The organism is Paenibacillus sanguinis 2301083 = DSM 16941 (assembly GCF_000374825.1).
GTDB classification, from domain to species: Bacteria; Bacillota; Bacilli; order Paenibacillales; family Paenibacillaceae; genus Fontibacillus; species Fontibacillus sanguinis.
Genome location: NZ_KB895396.1, coordinates 13,604 through 33,315, shown reverse-complemented (window position 1 = coordinate 33,315; position 19,712 = coordinate 13,604). Strand labels below are relative to the sequence as shown.

Sequence of the window (19,712 nt, the reverse complement as noted above, 5' to 3'; positions counted from 1 at the left end):
AATAGGAATACAGTCCAAATCGAGACATCGGAAAGGAGGATATAGCAGTGGGCGTAAAGCATGGCAGAGATTATGAATATATTTTGGCCGATTTGATGAAAGCGGTTAGCCAGATTAGTGATAGCTATCTTTTCTTCGAGATGGAGCCTTCCGAGTGGGAGGGTTTGTCTGAAGCGGACCGGGAGGAAGTGCAAGAAGCATTGGCCGAAGATTTATTCTTCGCCTTGGGAACTGAGTCGGTGATAGAGGTTGGCAGTGCTATAGTTATTTATGATCCGGAAGGTCATCGAATCAACTTTCTGATGGGAGAAGCTGAGTTGACTTCAGTCACGCTAATCTGAAGGAATCATTCGCAGAGGTGGACAAGTCTTAGTGTTGCCTAATGTGGGTACGCATGAAGCTGTGAGGTTGGGAATACAATAGATGGAGAGCGAAGCCGGGACAGACCAACGGGGAATCCTGGTGCGCAGACCGCAGGCTTACATACAGGAGTTCTTGAAGAGGACGGGGAGGAAGAAATATGCCGTTTACACCGCAAGAAATAAAAGCGCATTTGGAGAAGCTGGAAGGCTGGGAGCTTGAGGAAGGGCGATGGATCTTTCGTAAATATACTTTTTCCAGCTTTATGAAGGGGATTGCCTTTGTGGATGAGGTTGCGGCAATTTCCGAGGCTTTCAATCACCATCCTTTTATTACGATTGATTACAAGACAGTTACGCTTCGATTGACCTCATGGGAAGACGGGGGTATTACCGCCGTTGATATTAAAGAGGCACAGCAATACAATGAGGCCTTCGAGAAGATGTCCTGATTCCAAAGTAAACACCCCCACCAAGGTGCAAAATGCATGGTGGGGGTGTTTGTCTATTGGCTATTTCTTCTCCGCAAGCCACATGGCTACGTTCGCAATTTCTTCGTCCTGCAAGCGGTCTTTGAACGCAGGCATCATGCCGCCTTTACCCTTGGAAATAGTGGAATATAGCTCTTCTGTTGTCATTTGGGCCCCGATTTTGTCCAGAGCTGGTCCTGCCCCACCCTGGAGCTGGTCGCCATGACAGCTAATACAGTTGGCTCGGACCAAAGCCTCGGCTTGCTCCGCATTCATCGTAATTTCAGGCAATTGCGGGGGCTTGGCTTCTTCTTCAGTTTGTTCTCGGCTAGGTAAGGTAAACATGAGTACAAGGGCAAAAGCGCCTGCTATAATGAACAAACCGCTCATGATCCACTTTTGCATTTCAATCGTCCCTCCTATGTGAGCTAACTATCATTATAACGGAACAAATTGCCCGTTCATAGCCTTTGTGACAAATTTGGGAACGATTTAACTTTAAATTCATTCGAAAATGTGCTTTAGTTCATAGTACATTACTAGTCAATAAAGAATGTATTGGTTTGACTTATTGAGCTGAAGTGGAACCATCTTTATATACCATGCAATAAAATGGCTTGGATACCCCGCCCGGAGTCATCTTCTCGTACAGATCTGTAATGGTAAACCCTACCTTCTGATAAACTCGAATCGCTCGAGTGTTCCAGGTGAGCACCTCCAGGTCGATCTCATTCTCGGGCTTGCGTCTGCGAGCTTCTGCGACTATAGCTTCGACAAATGACTTGCCTAAGCCAAGTCCGCATAACTCAGGTTTCAAGCCTATGCCCAGACGGGTAACACCTTGTAAGGGAAAATATTGGGCAAATCCCACCAGGGTTCCGTCTTGGTCCAGAACGGATATATACTGATCAGTCCGTATTACGGGATTGCCGAACTCTACATCGAGCGCTTTCATTTGTTCCCACGGCAGCCAGCTATAGATATCATAAGGAGAATCGTAATGCCATGTGCAAATTTCGGCGCCATGAGCTTCTTCCATCGGTGCAATCTGAAATTGGGTGATTGGTTTATCCATTTTGCCTCTCCTTTAACCTGGCATGAATGAGGTAATAGAACCGTAAATAATCTTGTACCCTCACAATAACGGGATTTATAGGGCTTGTAAAGGCTTTACCAAGGGAATTGTTTGTTTTCTGACCGGGGTATGAAGCAAATAAAAAACCCGCGAAGATGTTGTAATCAACATCTCCACGGGTTCTAGTGTTATGACCTATTCAACATCATCGTGCTCGGTAGAATCACCGGTCACTTCTTCATACTTATCAGTACTCAAAATACGTTTGGCACCAATATAGCGTTCTGCATAATATTTCTGGCTTAATTTGCTAATGATGACTCCTTTAGAAGTAGAAGCATGAGCAAATTCGCCGTCGCCTACGTAAATGCCTACGTGGGAGACTCCTTTACCGGAAGTGTTAAAGAATACCAAATCGCCAGCAATGAGTTCACTTTTATTTACGGCCGTTCCCATCTTATATTGTGATCCGGATTGATGAGGAAGTTTAATGCCAATTTTAGAGAACACATACATAGTAAATCCTGAGCAGTCGAAACCGGATGTTGAGGTTCCGCCAGCAACATAGTCGGTACCAAGAGCTCCATCAATCGCGGTGTTCAGTTTGGTGTCCGCGAAAGCGCTACCTGTTCCGAGGGTGAAAAGCAAGGCAAAACTTACTGCTGCTACGGTTAAACGCTTCTTCAAGAAGTTATGCTCCTTCCAGTGCCTGCGAGGTTAGCTTAAGGATTCGGTTGAAGGTCCCCTATGATCCCTCTACTGCGAGATCAATTCACCCAAAGTGGTTCCCCCGCTTCCCCGGTGAAGGGAATTCGGCTTTTGATTTCACACCTGAATTTGCTTTAATGGCAGATGGTAACGTAACGCTACCAAAGATGACAAAAGTAATTACAAAACTGTTACTTAAATTGCCTGCTGTTATTGTAGCAGAGGGTAGTATATTTTGGCAATGCCTAATTCACAAGATTAAGAGAGCAAATAGAGCACAAGGACTTTGCCAGCTGGCAAAGTCCTTGTGCCCCATGGGTTTGGAGAAGGTAAAGAAATTTTAACTTTTTTGTGTTTTCGCTCTCCAAAGTTGAAATTGAGAGGTAACCTGCCAAACTCTAAAAGTGCAACGAAAGAGAGGATAGGTTTGCTGTGCAATTAATGCGAGTAGGCCGGTCCAGATCCAGGATACGGTGCCCATGAGCAGGAATACCATGAGCGCGAGGAAACCAAGAATGAGGGCTATACTTAAGCCCTGAAGCAGATGGCGAATTCCCACCAGCAGGGAGTTCCATGCGCCGGACTTGAATAAGTAGCCGAATTGAATAAATAACAAGCATTGCCGGATGACCCAGCCGTATAGGAACCAACCCAGCAGGAGGCCCAGCCCGGTGAGCCAAATGGGCAAATGATCTACGGCACTCAGCAGGCCGGGCCATAGCGACCATAGCTTGGGGATGATCCATAAGGCTGGAAGCAGAACCAGGATCAGCTCTAACATGTAGAATAGCAAAACCGGCTTGCCGAACTCCTTTATTCCCCGGAATAGCGGGAAGCCAGGAGCACGCTCCTCAGGCGGGGTAAGTCCATAGAGGATGCCGGCTTGAATCAGCGGGGTAAGAAGAAGCCGCAAAACAACCATGCCTGCCAGCAGCCAGAGGTATCGCTGCACCTCAGGATGACTCCACAGATTAATTTGCCCCTCCAGCAGAAACAGTATCTTGGAGAGAGGGGTTGGCGGCGGGTTTGGGTACCTCTGCAATAAAGAAGTAATCGCCGTATCAGCGAGCCGGTATACAAACAGTCCCCATAGTAACTGATAGAGAAATAGTACAATCACCGAGAGTAACTGGCTCTTAAGGGCAGCAAAGCCCTGACGGACATAACTCATTTCATCCCTCCTTTATAGAAGCAACGGTATTCATTAGCGCTTATTCTCCAGCCTACCAAATGAGTATACCCAGGACTGCCTCCAGCAGCTTGGTGAAGCTCATATTGGATCGGGAGAGGATCGGCTCCGGAATGCTTGCTTTCAGGTAGTTGTTGATTCGCTTATTCTCCACGACCACGGTATACTCCGGATCGATTTGCACCCAATCCAGAGGGGCCTTGTACTGGAGCTTGAGCTCCAGTCGATGGTCCTCGCCGTTCCACTCTTTGCGCACGGTATGACCGTCGGTGAAAGAGAACAGTAGTGGAATCTTCGGATGCGTGGCCCCTCTGCGAGAGAAGGTTACGGCTGACTCATACTGAGATTGAGTGCTGTTCTCCTGCTGAATCGGTGTAATGCGAATGTTGTCCACGGAGAAATCCGCCATTTTATCATCAAATACATATTGGTTAAAGTAGGTCTTCCAGCTTCGACCGGTCACTTGCTCGACGATTCGCTGAAAATCGGCTGTAGTCGGGTGCTTAAATCGGTACTTGTAGCTGTAGGTATTCAGAATACGCTTCATCGTCTTGCTGCCGACTTGGCGCTCGATATCCAGCAGAATCAATTTGCCCCGATAATAAACGTTGTGAGCGTAGCCATCGCCTGAGCCATATTCCCAGGCTGGTTGTGTCAAAGGCTCTGGAGCAGAGATCAATGTCGATTGGATGGGCAGGTTGGGCACAATGCCAAATTCCTTCTCCATTAATTTGTCCTCGGCATAGGAAGCAAAGGCTTCATCCAGCCAGGCTTCTTCAAATTCATTGCTGGCGATCATTCCGTAGAAGAACTGGTGAGCAATCTCATGAATGACAGTCCGTTCAAGCTCATCAACATCCGGCGAATCGCTGCGAGCGCCGAAGGCTGTGACCAGGGTTGGGTATTCCATGCCGCCTGCACCATTGCCGATTGCCGGGGGAACTACAATAGTTAAGGTGGAATAAGGATAACGTCCGTACCACTCACTGAAGTTGGCCAGAGCCACCTTGGCGGCATAGAAATAGCGCTCCTTCAGGTCCTCATGTGCCGGGTCCAGATAGAGCTTGATCCGCACTCCTGGCACCTCAGTAGAAGAAAAGGGCTCTTCCGCGTAGATGAAGTCAGGTGAGGCAGACCACGCAAAATCGTGAACATCGTCAGCATAGAACTGCACGGTCTTTCGTCCCTCCTTGAGAGAGGCTTTCTTTGTTTGAAAGCCGGTGGCAGCTACGGTGTAATGCTCAGGCACATTGATTTTTACGCTATAAATTCCGAAATCGGAATAAAATTCAGAGTTTCCATGATACTGATGAAGGTTCCACCCTTCTGTATCGCGGCCCCGGGTTCCGGCTGGTTCATACACGCTCATCTTGGGGAACCACTGCCCAGCCATGACAAAGTCATCGGCAACCCCCATGCGGGCAAAGATTTTAGGCAGCTTGACAGTAAATTTAAGGCGAAGCGTCAGACTTTCTCCACCCTGCACGGAAACAGGCAAACGCACCTTGGCCAAGGTGCGATCCTCAGCATTACCGTCATCGGGTTGCACATATTGAATCCGGTGCAGTAGGGAAATCCCGTCTGTGGTTCGCAGCTCGGTGATCTCCATGAAGCCCCAGCCATCCTTCGGCATGGTATCATTGCGCAGCTTGCCGCCGGATTCCTTCATGAAGGTCGAGTTTTCCGAAGCAAAGGCATTGGGATATAGATGTAGATAAATTTCATTAATAGTCTTCTTGCCAGGATGTGTCCAGGTCAGTGTTTGTGATCCGGATAGCGTCCCTTCTTGTTCATTGAGCGTAGTATCGATATGGTACTCAACAACTCGATGGCTCAGCACTTCGGCAGTAGGCTGCTGAATCGTCTCGGCCTGTTTTGGAGCAGGAGGCTGCGGTGCCGTCAGGACAGCCTGAGGCTTGCCCGATTTAGGCGCAAGTGAAGCTAGTCCCTCTCTGAATTCGGGGAAAGCCAAAAAGCCGGCCCCGAAGGTCAAAAGCAAGGTGATCATGGATAGGCAATAGATCATAGTACGTCGGGTCATACAATGGATACCTCCCGTTGACAAGCATCTAAAGCATGTATATGTTTGCTTTTGGGAGATTATTAGCTAAAATTGAGAGGTAGTTCAAAAAGTCATTTTTTGATCACGGAACGATTCAGGAAGCTTGAGCATGATAGGCAAGAAGCATGATGGCAGGTTGCACCTGTCCTTTGGCAGACCGTGATTCGGAAATGTGGAAAAATGGAGGAGAACTATGGAGCAGTCACCTAAGGCGGGCAAGAAAATCTTCGCCCTGAATATTATTAGTAATGAAGAGAAAAGCAAGCATAAGGGCTTCGGTGCCGGTTCCATTGACTTAAACAGCTTGTCTCCGGTTATTATTGACGGTGATGAGGTCTACATTGACATCGGAGCCATGCATGCCAAGAGCAAGGTGGAGAAGGGCATCAAGTTCTCGGCAGAGCGGGAGACGGTGCCTGCGGGCCGTCAGGTATGGCTTGTCTGGGTAGCTGTAGACCGTGGCCCGGAAGGACAATTTTACGGCGGGATGACAGCCTGCGAAATGTGGATTGATACTGAAGCACGCCGGGGTTGGAAAATATTAGCCGAGCATGTGAACAAGATGGATTACGCTCTCAAGCGCAGAGTTATTCTGGACGGCTTGACAGCAGAGCAGAAAGCCGCGATCAAGAAGCTGCTGATAGACACCAATGCGGAATGGTGGGAACGCACACCGGAAGAACTGCGGGCGGCTTTGGAAGGGTAACATAGAAATAGCGATCATGTCAGGGGATTTCCTTGAAATGATCGCTGTTTTTGTTACGTTTCGGATATCCCGGTCCACAGGCTGGCTTGCGGGTCTGCTACAGATACGTATGGGTTGCCAGGGAGGTAAAACCGCCATGGCTTCGCCGCGTACTCCTGAGCATAGGCAATGTTGATTCGTGGGGCTTGCACCAGGCCTCCTGTTACTGGTGGTCCGCCTTCCAGCCAGAGCGGGCCTTCGGGTTGTATCAGTGGCAGTCCGTTCAGCGCCTTGTCGATTTGCAGCGCTCGGCACAGCTTGCCGGGGCCGCCGGACAAGTCGACCGGGCGCTTGGCTATGGTACCGCGATAGCGCCGCATCAAGGCCTCGTCGGCTGCGGTTAATGGCTCCACGGCCCGGATAAGCACGGCTTGGGGGTTCCCGGCGGGGCCGGTCACTACATTCAGGCAGTGGTACATGCCATATATTAAATAGATATAAGCCGTGCCGCCTTCGCCGAACATGATTTCGGTTCTCGCCGTACGGCGTCCGCCATAAGCATGGCTGCCCTTGTCCTCCACACCGCCATAGCTTTCCGTCTCGACAATACGACAATGGAGGTCGCTTTGGAGGTGCGGCGAGCCAGGACCTGGCCAACCAGCAGGGGAGCAGCCTCTAACGCAGGAAGCCGGTAAAAGCTTGCAGGAAGAGGGGAGCCGGGGATGAAGTCGCCAAGATCAGCCTCCATACACAGTCATCTCCTTTTCGTGTTTATATCCTATCGTAAATGCTCCCGCTGCCGTTTGTCCAATTTCATTGTTCAATTCGAGCTTGCAAGATACCGTCCTCTCGGCTAGTCCATCCACCAACGCTTCAAGTCACTCCACCAAGAGTGACTTTCGGGCCGTTCGCTCTCCGTCGGTGGAGGCAGAGGCTGGGGCGCGACTTCGCCATGCTCCATGCAGAATTCGGTAGGCTCGCTGCCTTGGATGAATACCTCCAGCTTGCGATCCGGGCAATCCTGTGTTGCGAGCAGACCGGTGTCCGGGTCAATATATACACTGACTACCCCATCGGGGATGGGGAAAATTTTCGGAGGTACTTTTTTTAGGGCCTCACTAGTGTATTTGGCAAAGATGGGAGCAGCTTTACGCGATTCGGCTGTACCCAAATGCTTGCCTTTGTCGTAACCTACCCAAACGGCGGTGGACAGCTCCGGCGTGAAGCCTACAAGCCAAGCATCGGTTCCTGTCGTTCCGGTCTTGCCCGCAACCGGTCGTTTGATCTCGGCGGATACGCGGCTGCCGGTGCCTCCGCTTTCAAAGACACTCTCCATCAGATGGGTAAGCACATAAGCAGCAGCGGGTTTTACAATTTGCTCGGTCACGGGAGGTTTCGCCTCATATAATATATGTCCCTGGCTGTCGGTAATCTTTAGTACCGCCACGGGGCTGACGCTGCGCCCTAGATTGCCAATAACTGCGAAGGCGGTGGCCATTTCAAACGGACTGACCGGGGAGGTCCCAAGCGCCAAAGAAGGCACAGCTTGCATCGGGCTGGTAATCCCCATTTTGCGCCCCATCTCCACGACTTGCTCGGCGCCTACTGTCAAGATTGTGTTGACCGCATAAATGTTATCTGAAGCTGCAATCGCTTGTCTCATGTCAATTTCGCCCAAGTACTTGTCGCCGAAATTTTTCGGGCTGTATGTCTTCCGATTGTCATCATAATGGAACAGGGTCGGTTGACTACTGAACTTGCTGGTGCTGGTCATTTTCCCACTGGATAGGGCTGCCAGATACATAATGGGCTTGAAGCTGGAGCCTGGCTGACGAGTGGAGGCAAATACGTGATTGTATTGGCTTTGTTTATAATTGGCCCCACCAACCATGGCTTTTACATGTCCGTTTCGTGGATCGATGGAGATCAAAGCCGCTTCTAACTCCGGACTGCCCTTTAATTCTCCGGCTACCGCTGCTTCCGCTGCTTGCTGGGCCTCTGGATCAAGCGTGGTGTAAATCTGAAGGCCTCCGTGCTCCAGCAGTGTTTCGTCGAAGCCCAGTTCGGTAACTATCACATTACGTATGTAATCGCGGAAGTAAGGAGCTTTGTTCACTGGATTTGGTTGTTTGGGCGACTGGAAGCTCAGCATAACCTCGTAGGCGTCCTTCGCTTCCTGTTGTGTGATGCTGCCGGTAGCAGCCAGCGCAGACAATACCGTACGCTGACGATCCTTGGCATTCTTCATATGATTGAATGGAGAATAGTAGGTAGGCCCCTTGGGTACCCCGGCCAGCATAGCGCTTTCGGCTAAATCAAGCTCTTTGGCGGATTTGCCAAAGTACATTTGTGCTGCTGCCTCAATGCCATAAGCCCCGTGACCGTAGTAAATTTCATTCAAATACATCTCTAAAATGTCGTCTTTGCTATGTTTCATTTCTAACTGAACGGTATACATCGCTTCCTTCAGCTTTCGTGACCAGGTGCGTTCATGGGATAAGTACAAATTTCTCGCCAACTGCTGAGTTAGGGTGCTTGCTCCCTGTACCATGTCCATCTCTTTGATATTGACCACCACGGCTCGGGCCATTCCTTTCAGGTCAAAGCCAACGTGCTCGTAAAAATGTCGGTCTTCCGTAGCGATGGTGGCTTGAATCAGCCAAGGCGAAATGTCGGAAAGCCGGGTGCTTTCCCTGTTCCGCCCGCCGTCGGAGAAGACGGCGATGGTCTCTCCGCGACTATCTATAAGCTGTGAATCCCGGTCTGAGCCTGCCAGCGGCAGTTCCGCCTGATAGAGATAGAGCAACAATAGACCAGCGGCACATAACCCTAACAGTCCAGTGATGAAGATCAGCTTGAACAGGAACCGCCAGCGAAGCCGGGAAGGACGCCGATGATGCCGATCGCTGCGTACTAGTTTGTGCACGAAGGATGCTCCTTTCTGTAAATAACAGGCTATGATTGCTAGCATTGTTTACCATGCTTCTAGTATGGGAAATTTTAGCTCAAGTCATTCATATCGAAAATTGCAGCTTTAAATGGGAGGGAATGTTTGGGAAAATATGACGTTAGAACCATGAGTAATGCCTCAAAAGTATGATAGTATGATTAATGTCACGGTTAATATCATTATTTTATGAGGAATAAGGCGGGATTCTTATCAGAGCGAATAGTCCAACCCGAAGATTACTAGCGGGTTTAACGATGATTTTGGTTGCAATGGCAGTAGGATGGATGTTTTATGGGCCACCAGCTCTTCCTTCCAGTAACCATGAAGGGAAGTTGCTGGACGATACGGGGAACTCTGCAGGAGACATCAAGGCAGAGGAACTGCCGGTTCAGGCGGAGTCTCCTTATTTGCTGGACAGGCTCCCTTTTGCGGCAGCGGAGGTTAGTGCAATTACAGTGGGAGGCCACGGGCATAGCTATGATATACCTGAGGAACGCCGGGCCGTCTTGCTGAATTCGTTGCGTTTCACGGATACGGAGAGCGCTCTTGCTGAGCCGGTTCCAGCAGCCTCCCGTCAGCCGATAGTGTTGCAATTCACCTTGCCTGGCAAGTCATTTAACCTCACTTATGATCTGACAACCAATGCGTTTGAGCATGAAGGGCAATATTATTATGCCGATGATCAGGTGTTGTTGCTGCTGCAAGGACTTCTGCGGGAGCGAGAGGAGCTGGCTTCACTGGATGCATTGCTGGAGCAGGCCAGAGTAGAGCAGGAGCAAGCGGACCTCGTTGATACGCAGGCACTTGCGCCTGAACAGGCCGAGATTGCGGGGCTGAACTACCTGGGCTGGGAGCAGCGGCTGGGACAGGCAGGAGCTGGGGAAATAGAGTGGGCGAAGCCATTTTATGATGATAGCACGGGAGAAGTGAAGGAGGCCCGGCTTTATCGGGATGGAGTGTTGTTGCTGAACCAAATGATTGTGTTTACCCAAGATGAGTATGCAACGAAGGACGGCATCAAGCCGGGCATCAGCACGCGCGAGGTGGAACGGAAGCTGGGTTCCAAGGCAGCGAAGCTCGCGAGCCGATGGAGCTATAAGGTGGGGGACTATTTTCGATTTCATGTATACCTCCAGAAGGGGCAAGTACAATATGTAGTGCTGAGCCAACCACTGTAATAATAGAACGAAGCCGCCGATTTGGCGGTTTTTTGTTAAGGCCGGCAAGGGACAACCTTTGTCTTTGTGGACCAATCGTATTGAATTGACGTGAGGAACTGGATATAGTAGTACAGTAAGGATCACGGTTTACGGTAGGTTGTTGTCACCAAGTCATGTAGTATGGAGAGAATGGAGAATGGGGTATGTCTGAGACGATACCGGTGAATTTATTGTTAACCAGCCGCCAAGGCGGGGACGAGACGGTTCAACGACTGCGAGGAAACGCCCTCTTGCGGGGTGAATCGGTATATATACGTTATGATGAGCCCGAACCTGGCCCTGAGGGAACTCAGACGCGCACGATGCTTAAGATTACCGGAGAAGAATTAAAGATTATGCGGCATGGGGGCGTAGAGTCGGAGCAAACCTTCCGAAGTGGCCAGCGTTTGCCGGGGTTTTACCACTCTGCCTTGACCCGCTTTCAATTATCTACAGATACCCTTAAATTGGATGCGCAATTGATCGGGGTAACTGGCTTTGTCAATTGGGAATATGATTTGTACGTGTATGAGGAATGTTCGGATCGCTTCATTATCAGTTTACATATACAGGAGGACGTTTAATATGCCACACAATCCGTTGGAACAAATGAACCAGTCGCTGAAGGCGGCTGTCATCGAGGCTATTGCTGCCGCAGGGCTGGCGCATCAGGACGAGATTCCGGCTATCGTGCTGGAGGTGCCGAAGGACAAGGCTCATGGTGATTTCGCGACGAACGCAGCGATGCAGCTATCCCGGATCGCCAAGAAGAACCCGCGTCAGATCGCTGAGGATATTTTGACCCACTTAAATCATGAGAAGGCCGGAATCGAGAAGGCGGAGATTGCCGGACCCGGATTTATCAATTTTACGCTGGGCAAGAGCTATCTGTACCCGATTCTATTGCAGGTATACCGTGAAGGAGAGAACTATGGACGCACGAACCAAGGGAAAGGGCAGAAGGTACAGGTCGAGTTTGTCAGCGCGAATCCTACCGGGAGCCTTCATTTGGGCCATGCCCGTGGAGCAGCCGTAGGTGATGCGTTATGTAATGTGCTCGACTTCGCCGGATACAAGGTTACCCGCGAATACTATATTAATGATGCAGGGAATCAAATCAACAATATGGGCAAATCAATTGAAGCCCGTTATTTGCAGGAACTTGGTCAAGATGTGCCTATGCCGGAAGATGGCTATCATGGTGAGGACATCAAGGGTTTTGCCAAGGAGCTTGTAGCCGAGCAGGGTGACAAGCTGGTGTATATGGATGAAGAGGAGCGCACGGCATTTCTTCGCCAGTTCGGTCTGGAGAAGGAGCTTAATAAAATCAAACGTGACCTTGGGCGCTTCCGTGTAGAGTTTGACGTGTGGTTCAGCGAAAGCTCGCTATATGCGGATGGCCAAGTGGAGGCTTCACTTGCCGAGCTGCGCGATAAAGGGCAAACCTATGAGCTGGACGGGGCGACGTGGCTGAAGACGACTGAATACGGGGATGACAAAGACCGTGTATTGGTGAAAAATGACGGAACCTATACGTACTTGACTCCGGATATTGCGTATCACCGTAATAAATATGATCGTGGCTTTGATCGCTTAATCAACATTTGGGGTGCGGACCACCATGGTTATATTCCACGTGTGAAGGCAGCGATGACCGCGATTGGCAAAGATCCGGAGAAGCTGACGGTATTGATTGCGCAAATGGTCAGCTTGTTCCAGGATGGCGAGAAGGTAAAAATGTCGAAACGTACCGGTAAAGCGGTCACGATGGTAGATTTAATGGATGAGGTCGGCGTTGACCCGATTCGTTACTTCTTTACGATGCGCAGTATGGACTCGCATCTGGATTTCGACATGGACCTGGCCATCTCGACATCGAATGAAAATCCGGTCTTTTATGTGCAATATGCACATGCGCGGATTTGCAGCATTTTCCGTCAGGCTGAGGAGCAAGGCATTGCTATTCCGTCTGCTGAGGACGTGAATTTGGCAAAACTGACGGCAGAGCATGAATACGACCTATTGCGTAAAATTGGCGAGCTGCCAGAAGAAATTAGCCTGGCTGCAGAAAACTATGCACCACATCGTTTGGTACGTTATGTGTACGAATTGGCAGCACAGCTCCACAGTTATTACCGTGCTGAACGCGTAATTACGGAGGACGCTGAGCAGACGGCGGCGCGTCTGGTACTGCTGGGCGGCGTGCGTGTGACGCTAGCTAACGTCTTGGCTTTGATCGGCGTATCTGCACCAGAGAAGATGTAACCGACAGCTTGTATATAAGATAGCAGAAGAAAAATGGCGGAGCTCGGGGGTAATCCTTAGACCCCGCCATTTTTGGTTTGTGGTTGTTATTGTCCCGTCGAGCGTGTTGCCAATCTAGCTTCTGCGGATAGGTCTGGCCTTGAGAAGACGGGCTGCGCTGAGCTCGCCAGCGCCTCCCTTGGCTCTGGAACCCGTGGCTCCGGGGAGTGATCTGGCGGTGCGGCAGAGCCGCCGCTTGATCTCGCCTGGCTTGAGATGGGGCTTAAGCGCCAGCAGCAGGGCAATGGAGCCACTGACATGCGAGGTGGCCATGGAGGTGCCGCTCATTTCTTTATATCCGCCGCCCAGCCAGGCGGAAGTAATCTTCTCGCCGGGGGCATAAATATCGATACAGGGGCCATAGTTGCTGAAGGAGGCTATCTTGCCGTCCTTGTTGGTGGCGCCAACGGAGATGGTCTGGGTGAAGCGGGCAGGGTAATCCGCACCACGGCCTTTCTTGTCATTGCCTGAGGATGCGACGACGATGATGCCTGCATTATAGGCCTTGCGAATAATATTTTGCAGTGCCTGGCTATTGCTCTTCATGCCAAAGCTCATATTTACGATATGCATTCGGTTTCTAACGCACCAGTCAATGCCCAAAATAATATCCGAGACATAAGCCGAGCCGTTATGGTCGAAGGCTTTGACGGGGAACACCAGGGAACGGGGAGCGACTCCCATCATCCCCTGCGATCCGCCAGCGGCGGAGATGGTTCCGGCTATATGAGTGCCGTGACCGTTATCATCAAACGGCAGGATGACCCGATTGAGCAGATTAATGCCTCGGGCCAGAGAATGACGAAGATCCGGATGATTGAAGTCTGCTCCTGTATCAATGACTCCGATTCGGATCCGATAGCCTGTGGTTGCAGACCAGGTTTCCGGGGCGCCAATTCGCCGGACGCCCCAAGGAATAGCAGGCGTCTTCCCCTTGCTCGCGGCGGCGGGACTATGCACACTGAGTCTACTGTCTTCTTCTACCTGAAGGCCGAACCGGGAACGGGCAAGGTCCCCTCCTGTGCCAAGGGGGCAGATCAGCGCTTGCAGCAGCGGTGAGGTGCGCACATGCCGTAATACCGGGTGACGCTGCTTTTGCCTAGACAATTGACGTGTGAATTCAGCGTAGGCGGCCGGATGTGCGAAGCGGATGATGGAACGTCCGCTCTTTCCGGAGGTGTCGACTTGATCGTTCAAATAACGAAGGAATCCGGAGTAGTTCATCGATAAGTAGCCCCTCCTGACGAAGCGTGTTGCAGTATATTATGACGATCCGATTTTCCTTGAATGGGAAAGCGGCCCTGTTCTTCAGGAAATGGGCCATGAACAAAGTTTAGCGCAAAAGTGGCGTGTCAAAGCGGTGGCTCAGACATAAAATGAAGAGAAGGCCATATCGGCTTTCACCAGATCCGGGAGTGTATAGTAACTTTTCTCGGGGAAGGATACAGTCGAGGGGCGAAGAACTTAGGTTCTTCGCTCCCTTTTCATGTTCTGAAACAGCCTGAAGGCAGGGGGAGATGCCGGGCGAATTTTTAAAACTTGCAATTTAGTGCCAAATAGGTTTTACTAAGTTGTGATATGAATAGGTTTGTGAAGGAAATCCTTGCTTTCGGGATGAAGCAAGTCCTTTGCTCCATAGTGATAGTGAACATTGCGTGAGAGGAAGTGTCCGTAACGTGAGTACCCCGCTTAATTTGAAAATTGACCCGGAGAAGGTTCAGGAAATCTCAATGGTGGATCTGGCCTTTATGATCTTGAAGGCGGCCAATACGCCGTACTATTATCGTGATCTGATGACTGAGGTCGCCAAGCTGCGCGGCATGAATGAAGCAGAAATCGACGAAGCGATTGCACAGCTCTATACGGAAATAAATATTGATGGCCGGTTTGCCTGCGTTGGGACCAACCTGTGGGGTTTGAAGCGTTGGTATCCAATCGAGCGTTCGGAAGACCCTATTGGGAATTCCAAGCGTCCTCGTATCATCAATGACGAAGATGATGATTTGGAAGATGACGATTTCGTGGAAGAAGATAATTACTCCTCCGGCGATGAAGAGGATTACGATGCCTTGAATGATGATTCCGAAGACGAGCTGTTCTCTGAGGATGATGAGGAAGACGTGGAGGAAGAAGAAGAACTGCTCGGTGACGAGGAGATCGACGAGGATGATGAAGACAAGGACGAACTGGAAGACGAGGATAGCTTCGACGAGAACGAAGAAGATTAATGTGAATCAGCGTACAATGAAAGAGGCGGCCACCGAGCCGTCTCTTTTTTGCGGCCAACCTTTATTATCCTCGGGTCCAAAACGTTGACAGCTCGCTTTAGGACATTATATAATTATGAAACTGATAATCATTATCAAATGAGAAACAAACCTTGATACATATATAATCCGGATAAGGAAGGTATGCAAATGTTCGCAACAAAAAGATTTTCATATACTGCTCTCATTATTCTAATTGCTCTTATGGTGGCTGTCGTAGGTTGTGGAAGCAAGTCTTCCAATGCTCCTGCTACAAACGCTGGTAATTCAGCCAATACAGAAACCCCGGCAGCAGAAAACACAGATTCAGCGGGTGGAGCTTCGGAATATCCAATTACAATCAAGCATGCGCTTGGTGAAACGGTGATTAAAAGTAAACCGGAACGCATAGTTACGATACAATGGGCTAACCAAGATGTTGTGCTTGCTCTTGGCGTTGTGCCTGTCGGCTTCTCGGCAGCGAACTTCGGTGTACAGGATGATAGCGGCTTGTTGCCATGGACCGCTCAGAAGCTGGAAGAGCTCGGTGTGAAAGACCCTAACGTGTTCCAAGATACGGATGGTCTTGATTTTGAAGCGATCTCCGATGCGGATCCTGACGTTATTCTTGCCGCATACTCAGGCATTACACAGGAAGACTACGACCTGTTGAGCGAGATTGCTCCCGTTGTAGCCTATCCGAAGGCTCCTTGGGCTACGACATGGCGCGAACAAGTTACACTTGATGCTACAGGGATGGGGATGGCAACAGAAGGTGAACAACTGATCAAGGACACGGAGAATTTGGTGAAGGAGAAGCTGAAGCAGTATCCGCAAATTGCAGGCAAGAAGGTGGTATGGGTTAACTTTTCAGCGAAGGACATGTCCCAATTGCACATCTACACACCTGCAGATTCCCGTGTTTCTTTCTTGTATGAACTGGGCATGGAATACCCTGAAAGCATCACCAGCCAAATCACCGACCCTTCGAGCTATTCTCTGAAGCTGAGCGCCGAGAATGCTGAAGCGCTTAACGATGCAGACTTATTGGTAGGCTATGGTAATGACGAACTTTACCAAGCGATCAAGGCTGATCCGCTTCTGAGCAAGATTCCTGCCATTGAGCGTGGTTCAGTAGCGTTTATCGATAGCGATACACCGCTGGTGGCTGCCGGTACGCCAAGCCCTCTGTCCATCGTATTTACGATTGACGAATACTTGAAATTAATTGGAGAGGCTGCCGACAAGATCAATGAATAGTTCGTCCCTCTCCAAGCCTAAAGAACTGCGCTTACACCTGCCGAAGAATTTTACGACGGTTCTGATGATTTGCATCGTACTGCTTGGTGTATGCGTGATTGCCTCGCTAGTTTTGGGCTCCAGGCTAGTGAGGTTCCAGGAGCTTATCGATGGTTTATTTCATCCGGATATTGACTCCTATGGAGCGAATATCGTGCGCAAGAGGATATCCCGAACCGTGTTCACGTTGTTTTGCGGTGCGGCACTTGGAGTTGCGGGGGCGCTGATGCAAGCGGTCACCCGCAATCCCATTGCTGACCCAAGCATACTTGGCGTGAACACAGGGGCATCCTTGTTTGTGGTTTTTGGCATCGCATTCCTGAACATTAGCACGGCCGAGCAATATATTTGGCTGGCTCTCGCAGGAGCGTCCATAACGGCGGTATTCGTATTCGGCATAGGTTCCATGGGGCGTGGCGGTGCCACGCCTATTAAGCTTGTTCTGGCGGGCGCAGCCACGAGTGCGGCCTTGTCCTCGCTGGTAACGGCGATAATGATTCCGCGTTCATACGCGATGGACCAGTTCAGATTCTGGCAGGTCGGCAGTGTTGGCTCTGCTAATTGGAACGCCATCATTACGTTTATTCCGTTCCTGACTGTTGGCATCCTGATTGCGTTGATTACGGCTCCGGCATTAAATGCGCTTGCGTTGGGAGATGAGACGGCTACTGGACTGGGTGTACGAACGGGAGTGCTTAGGCTTGTTGCTGCGGCAGGGGGCATTTTTTTATGTGGTGCCACCACGGCCTTAGCAGGGCCCATCGGCTTCATAGGGCTACTATCCACCCATGTTGTACGTCTTATCGTTGGCCCGGATCTGCGGTTGGTCATCCCGATGTCGGCCGTTTCTGGAGCAATCATCTTAACCCTATCCGATGTGTGCGGGCGACTGCTTGGTCATCCGGGAGAGCTGGAAGTTGGTGTAGTCACGGCATTCGTAGGCGCTCCCATCTTAATCATTCTAGCTATGAGAGCGAAAGTGCGTTCATTATGAGAAATCCACCCATTGAATTTATTATGGCAGGCAGATGCAAACGCCGCCGTCGCTGGAGCCTTGTCACGGGGCTGCTTGCCTTATTGCTGGTCGCCCTTTGTTGTGCCATGCTGTTATTGGGCAATACGATTTATCCCTTACAAGATGTTATTCGAGCGCTTTCCGGCGAATCTATTAAAGGGGTGTCCTTTGCGGTCAATACGATACGTTTGCCGAGGATGCTGGCAGGCCTGTTTGCCGGATTTGCCTTTGGCATTGCTGGCCATACCTTTCAGACCATGCTGCGCAACCCGCTGGCTAATCCAAATGTGATCGGTATTACTTCCGGATCCAGCGCAGCGGCGGTATGCTGCATCACCGTGTTTCATGCCAATGGAGCGGTTGTGTCCGCAGCATCGGTGCTGGCTGGTTTGGCTACGGTCACGGTGATTTACTTCCTCTCCAGAGGAAGGGTCTTCTCAATCGGACGGTTGATTCTGATCGGTATCGGCCTTCAGGCCATGCTGGATGCTGTTATATCCTATCTTCTGTTGGTTGGTGCACAGCAGGATATTCCGGCTGCCATCAGGTGGTTGACAGGCAGCCTCAACGGCTCTCAGCTTGATGAGCTGCCGCCGTTAATGATAGCGGTTTTGGTCCTTACGCCTGTTGTGGTTCTGCTGGGCAAGCATCTGGACCTTCTCGAACTGGGAGAACAAGCAGCCTCTTCCTTGGGAGTCCATACAGACAAGACGAGAATAGCGCTTATTCTTAGTTCCGTGGGTATGATTGCCATGGCTACAGCCACTACAGGGCCCATTGCCTTTGTGGCTTTCCTCTCAGGGCCTATTGCCAAACGGTTGGTTGGGGCAGGATTCTCAAATGCCATTCCTGCGGGGTTGGTTGGAGTTAACCTTGTTTTGGGAGCGGATCTCATCGGACAGTTTGCTTTCGAGACGAGATTTCCCGTCGGCGTCATTACCGGAATTCTCGGGGCGCCTTATCTGGTCTTCTTGCTTATTCGAATGAATCAAAGGGGAAGTTTATGATGAAACCAACGCATACCTTTAAAGCTGAAGCCGCCGTAGCCGGGTACGAGCATAAGACGGTGATTCAAGGCGTCAGTCTAGTGATTCCCAATAATAAAATCAGCGTGATCATTGGGGCTAACGGCTGTGGAAAGTCAACCCTGCTAAAGGCTATGGCCAGACTCATCAAGCCTACTTCGGGGGAAATTACCCTGGATGGGAAGCCGATCAATAAAATACCTCCCAAGCAATTAGCCAGGGTACTGGGCTTGCTGCCGCAATCTCCTATCGTTCCTGAAGGGATATCCGTAGCAGACTTGGTGGGCCGGGGGAGATTCCCGCATCAATCCTGGCTTAGCGGCTGGCGAAAACAGGATTATGAGGCCGTAGCCGAGGCGATGGAGATCATGAACATTACGGAGCTTGCCAACCACCACATCGATGAGCTATCGGGCGGACAACGCCAGCGTGTATGGATCGCCATGGCTCTTGCGCAACAGACCGATATTTTATTGCTGGATGAGCCGACAACCTTTTTGGACATTACATATCAAGTGGAGATTCTGGATTTGCTCACCGACCTCAACCGCAAGCGTGGAACTACTATTGTTATGGTACTCCATGATATTAACCTGTCTGCCCGTTATGCAGACCATATCTTTGCCCTTCATGAAGGCAAGCTGATTAAGGAAGGTCAGCCATCTGAGGTCATCACCAGTGAAATGGTTCATCAGATCTTTGGCCTGAACTGCACGGTCATCAAGGACCCGGTATCGGATTCCCCTTTCGTTGTGCCAAGAGGAAGATATCATGTGAATCAAGAAACAACTACCTAGTAAAACAGACTTTTGTACAGTGATGCCGGGCCGCTCGCGGTGCTGGTGTTAATCGGGATTCTATCGTTCGCTTAATTTCTCCGTACAATCCGACATGTGACCGTATTTTGAAGGAACGGCAAATGCCGCTTCACTTGACTTGACACGGGCAGGGGTAACGGGTAAACTATTGCATGGGCTTATGATTTAAACCTATAAAATATGAATTTTGAAAAAGTGCCCCGACCTATTCGGGTGTCACTTTTTTTGTTTTTATAGCCTTTTTGGCTATGCTTTAATGAGCATTGGGTTACGCTAATGATCTATAAGTTTCCCGAATTTCTGGATGT

The 19,712-nt window shown here is 50.2% G+C and carries 20 protein-coding genes and 1 riboswitch; of the genes, 11 read left to right on the top strand and 9 right to left on the bottom strand.

Annotated elements, in window-relative coordinates; genetic code table 11:
• The first annotated feature begins 47 nt into the window (after window positions 1–47).
• Both C557_RS0120655 and C557_RS0120650 read left to right on the top strand, forming a co-directional pair.
• Window positions 48–341, top strand: a complete 294-nt coding sequence (locus C557_RS0120655; RefSeq protein WP_018753761.1) for a hypothetical protein — start codon at window positions 48–50, stop codon at window positions 339–341.
• A gap of 179 nt (window positions 342–520) precedes the next feature.
• The gene (locus tag C557_RS0120650; RefSeq protein ID WP_018753760.1) at window positions 521–811 is read left to right on the top strand and encodes a 4a-hydroxytetrahydrobiopterin dehydratase; all 291 of its coding nucleotides are present in this window, start codon (window positions 521–523) and stop codon (window positions 809–811) included.
• 60 nt (window positions 812–871) lie between these two features.
• Here C557_RS0120650 and C557_RS0120645 read toward each other — a convergent pair whose 3' ends face one another.
• The 5 genes from C557_RS0120645 to C557_RS0120620 all read right to left on the bottom strand — a co-directional run bounded on the left by C557_RS0120645 (window position 872) and on the right by C557_RS0120620 (window position 5,842).
• Window positions 872–1,234 (bottom strand): c-type cytochrome, encoded by a 363-nt coding sequence (locus C557_RS0120645; RefSeq protein ID WP_018753759.1) that lies wholly within the window; start codon window positions 1,232–1,234, stop codon window positions 872–874.
• 163 nt (window positions 1,235–1,397) lie between these two features.
• Window positions 1,398–1,904, bottom strand: coding sequence for a GNAT family N-acetyltransferase (locus C557_RS0120640; RefSeq protein ID WP_018753758.1), 507 nt, complete (start codon window positions 1,902–1,904; stop codon window positions 1,398–1,400).
• A gap of 195 nt (window positions 1,905–2,099) precedes the next feature.
• Window positions 2,100–2,591 carry a C40 family peptidase gene (locus C557_RS0120635; protein WP_018753757.1) on the bottom strand — a complete coding sequence of 164 codons (492 nt, stop codon included), beginning with the start codon at window positions 2,589–2,591 and terminating at the stop codon, window positions 2,100–2,102.
• 4 nt (window positions 2,592–2,595) lie between these two features.
• Window positions 2,596–2,732: riboswitch (cyclic di-AMP (ydaO/yuaA leader) on the bottom strand.
• 220 nt (window positions 2,733–2,952) lie between these two features.
• Window positions 2,953–3,783 carry a hypothetical protein gene (locus tag C557_RS0120625; RefSeq protein WP_018753755.1) on the bottom strand — a complete coding sequence of 277 codons (831 nt, stop codon included), beginning with the start codon at window positions 3,781–3,783 and terminating at the stop codon, window positions 2,953–2,955.
• Between the two features lie 52 nt (window positions 3,784–3,835).
• Window positions 3,836–5,842, bottom strand: a complete 2,007-nt coding sequence (locus C557_RS0120620; RefSeq protein ID WP_018753754.1) for a M1 family metallopeptidase — start codon at window positions 5,840–5,842, stop codon at window positions 3,836–3,838.
• 214 nt (window positions 5,843–6,056) lie between these two features.
• Here C557_RS0120620 and C557_RS0120615 point away from each other — a divergent pair, with 214 nt between their 5' ends.
• Window positions 6,057–6,569, top strand: coding sequence for a YwhD family protein (locus C557_RS0120615; RefSeq protein WP_018753753.1), 513 nt, complete (start codon window positions 6,057–6,059; stop codon window positions 6,567–6,569).
• Between the two features lie 53 nt (window positions 6,570–6,622).
• Here the strand turns inward: C557_RS0120615 and C557_RS23875 are convergent, their stop codons facing one another.
• The 3 genes from C557_RS23875 to C557_RS0120600 all read right to left on the bottom strand — a co-directional run bounded on the left by C557_RS23875 (window position 6,623) and on the right by C557_RS0120600 (window position 9,474).
• Window positions 6,623–7,129, bottom strand: coding sequence for a DNA-3-methyladenine glycosylase (locus C557_RS23875; RefSeq protein WP_018753752.1), 507 nt, complete (start codon window positions 7,127–7,129; stop codon window positions 6,623–6,625).
• A complete protein-coding gene (locus tag C557_RS25525) occupies window positions 7,036–7,296 on the bottom strand; it encodes a hypothetical protein (protein ID WP_240472999.1) in 261 nt (86 codons plus the stop codon). Before C557_RS25525 ends, C557_RS23875 begins: the two co-directional genes overlap by 94 nt.
• A 105-nt stretch (window positions 7,297–7,401) precedes the next feature.
• Window positions 7,402–9,474 (bottom strand): transglycosylase domain-containing protein, encoded by a 2,073-nt coding sequence (locus tag C557_RS0120600; protein ID WP_018753751.1) that lies wholly within the window; start codon window positions 9,472–9,474, stop codon window positions 7,402–7,404.
• Window positions 9,475–9,752: 278 nt separating this feature from the next.
• On the opposite strand from C557_RS0120600, the gene C557_RS0120595 reads away from it, so the two are divergent.
• The 3 genes from C557_RS0120595 to argS all read left to right on the top strand — a co-directional run bounded on the left by C557_RS0120595 (window position 9,753) and on the right by argS (window position 12,962).
• Window positions 9,753–10,676, top strand: coding sequence for a hypothetical protein (locus C557_RS0120595; protein ID WP_018753750.1), 924 nt, complete (start codon window positions 9,753–9,755; stop codon window positions 10,674–10,676).
• A gap of 185 nt (window positions 10,677–10,861) precedes the next feature.
• On the top strand, window positions 10,862–11,281 hold the full coding sequence (locus tag C557_RS0120590) for a YwiB family protein (RefSeq protein ID WP_018753749.1): 420 nt from the start codon (window positions 10,862–10,864) through the stop codon (window positions 11,279–11,281).
• Window position 11,282: 1 nt separating this feature from the next.
• A complete protein-coding gene (argS, locus tag C557_RS0120585; RefSeq protein ID WP_018753748.1) occupies window positions 11,283–12,962 on the top strand; it encodes an arginine--tRNA ligase in 1,680 nt (559 codons plus the stop codon).
• A gap of 114 nt (window positions 12,963–13,076) precedes the next feature.
• On the opposite strand, the gene C557_RS0120580 is transcribed toward argS, so the two are convergent.
• On the bottom strand, window positions 13,077–14,225 hold the full coding sequence (locus C557_RS0120580) for a S8 family peptidase (protein WP_018753747.1): 1,149 nt from the start codon (window positions 14,223–14,225) through the stop codon (window positions 13,077–13,079).
• Window positions 14,226–14,677: 452 nt separating this feature from the next.
• Here C557_RS0120580 and rpoE point away from each other — a divergent pair, with 452 nt between their 5' ends.
• From rpoE to C557_RS0120555, 5 genes are all read left to right on the top strand, one after another.
• Window positions 14,678–15,229, top strand: a complete 552-nt coding sequence (gene rpoE / locus C557_RS0120575; RefSeq protein WP_018753746.1) for a DNA-directed RNA polymerase subunit delta — start codon at window positions 14,678–14,680, stop codon at window positions 15,227–15,229.
• A gap of 189 nt (window positions 15,230–15,418) precedes the next feature.
• The gene (locus C557_RS0120570; protein ID WP_018753745.1) at window positions 15,419–16,507 is read left to right on the top strand and encodes an iron-siderophore ABC transporter substrate-binding protein; all 1,089 of its coding nucleotides are present in this window, start codon (window positions 15,419–15,421) and stop codon (window positions 16,505–16,507) included.
• A complete protein-coding gene (locus C557_RS0120565; protein WP_018753744.1) occupies window positions 16,500–17,540 on the top strand; it encodes a FecCD family ABC transporter permease in 1,041 nt (346 codons plus the stop codon). Before C557_RS0120570 ends, C557_RS0120565 begins: the two co-directional genes overlap by 8 nt.
• Entirely contained in the window at window positions 17,537–18,568 is a 1,032-nt protein-coding gene (locus C557_RS0120560) for a FecCD family ABC transporter permease (protein WP_018753743.1), read from the top strand. Before C557_RS0120565 ends, C557_RS0120560 begins: the two co-directional genes overlap by 4 nt.
• The gene (locus C557_RS0120555) at window positions 18,568–19,383 is read left to right on the top strand and encodes an ABC transporter ATP-binding protein (RefSeq protein WP_018753742.1); all 816 of its coding nucleotides are present in this window, start codon (window positions 18,568–18,570) and stop codon (window positions 19,381–19,383) included. Before C557_RS0120560 ends, C557_RS0120555 begins: the two co-directional genes overlap by 1 nt.
• Window positions 19,384–19,712 lie beyond the last annotated feature (329 nt).

Coding starts and splice junctions, on each gene's coding strand:
- C557_RS0120650 (WP_018753760.1), top strand. CDS start 521: ATGCCGTTTACACCGCAAGAAATAAAAGCGCATTTGGAGAAGCTGGAA.
- C557_RS0120645 (WP_018753759.1), bottom strand. CDS start 1,234: ATGCAAAAGTGGATCATGAGCGGTTTGTTCATTATAGCAGGCGCTTTT.
- C557_RS0120640 (WP_018753758.1), bottom strand. CDS start 1,904: ATGGATAAACCAATCACCCAATTTCAGATTGCACCGATGGAAGAAGCT.
- C557_RS0120625 (WP_018753755.1), bottom strand. CDS start 3,783: ATGAGTTATGTCCGTCAGGGCTTTGCTGCCCTTAAGAGCCAGTTACTC.
- C557_RS0120620 (WP_018753754.1), bottom strand. CDS start 5,842: ATGACCCGACGTACTATGATCTATTGCCTATCCATGATCACCTTGCTT.
- C557_RS0120615 (WP_018753753.1), top strand. CDS start 6,057: ATGGAGCAGTCACCTAAGGCGGGCAAGAAAATCTTCGCCCTGAATATT.
- C557_RS25525 (WP_240472999.1), bottom strand. CDS start 7,296: ATGGAGGCTGATCTTGGCGACTTCATCCCCGGCTCCCCTCTTCCTGCA.
- C557_RS0120595 (WP_018753750.1), top strand. CDS start 9,753: ATGATTTTGGTTGCAATGGCAGTAGGATGGATGTTTTATGGGCCACCA.
- C557_RS0120590 (WP_018753749.1), top strand. CDS start 10,862: ATGTCTGAGACGATACCGGTGAATTTATTGTTAACCAGCCGCCAAGGC.
- argS (WP_018753748.1), top strand. CDS start 11,283: ATGCCACACAATCCGTTGGAACAAATGAACCAGTCGCTGAAGGCGGCT.
- C557_RS0120580 (WP_018753747.1), bottom strand. CDS start 14,225: ATGAACTACTCCGGATTCCTTCGTTATTTGAACGATCAAGTCGACACC.
- C557_RS0120570 (WP_018753745.1), top strand. CDS start 15,419: ATGTTCGCAACAAAAAGATTTTCATATACTGCTCTCATTATTCTAATT.
- C557_RS0120565 (WP_018753744.1), top strand. CDS start 16,500: ATGAATAGTTCGTCCCTCTCCAAGCCTAAAGAACTGCGCTTACACCTG.
- C557_RS0120560 (WP_018753743.1), top strand. CDS start 17,537: ATGAGAAATCCACCCATTGAATTTATTATGGCAGGCAGATGCAAACGC.
- C557_RS0120555 (WP_018753742.1), top strand. CDS start 18,568: ATGAAACCAACGCATACCTTTAAAGCTGAAGCCGCCGTAGCCGGGTAC.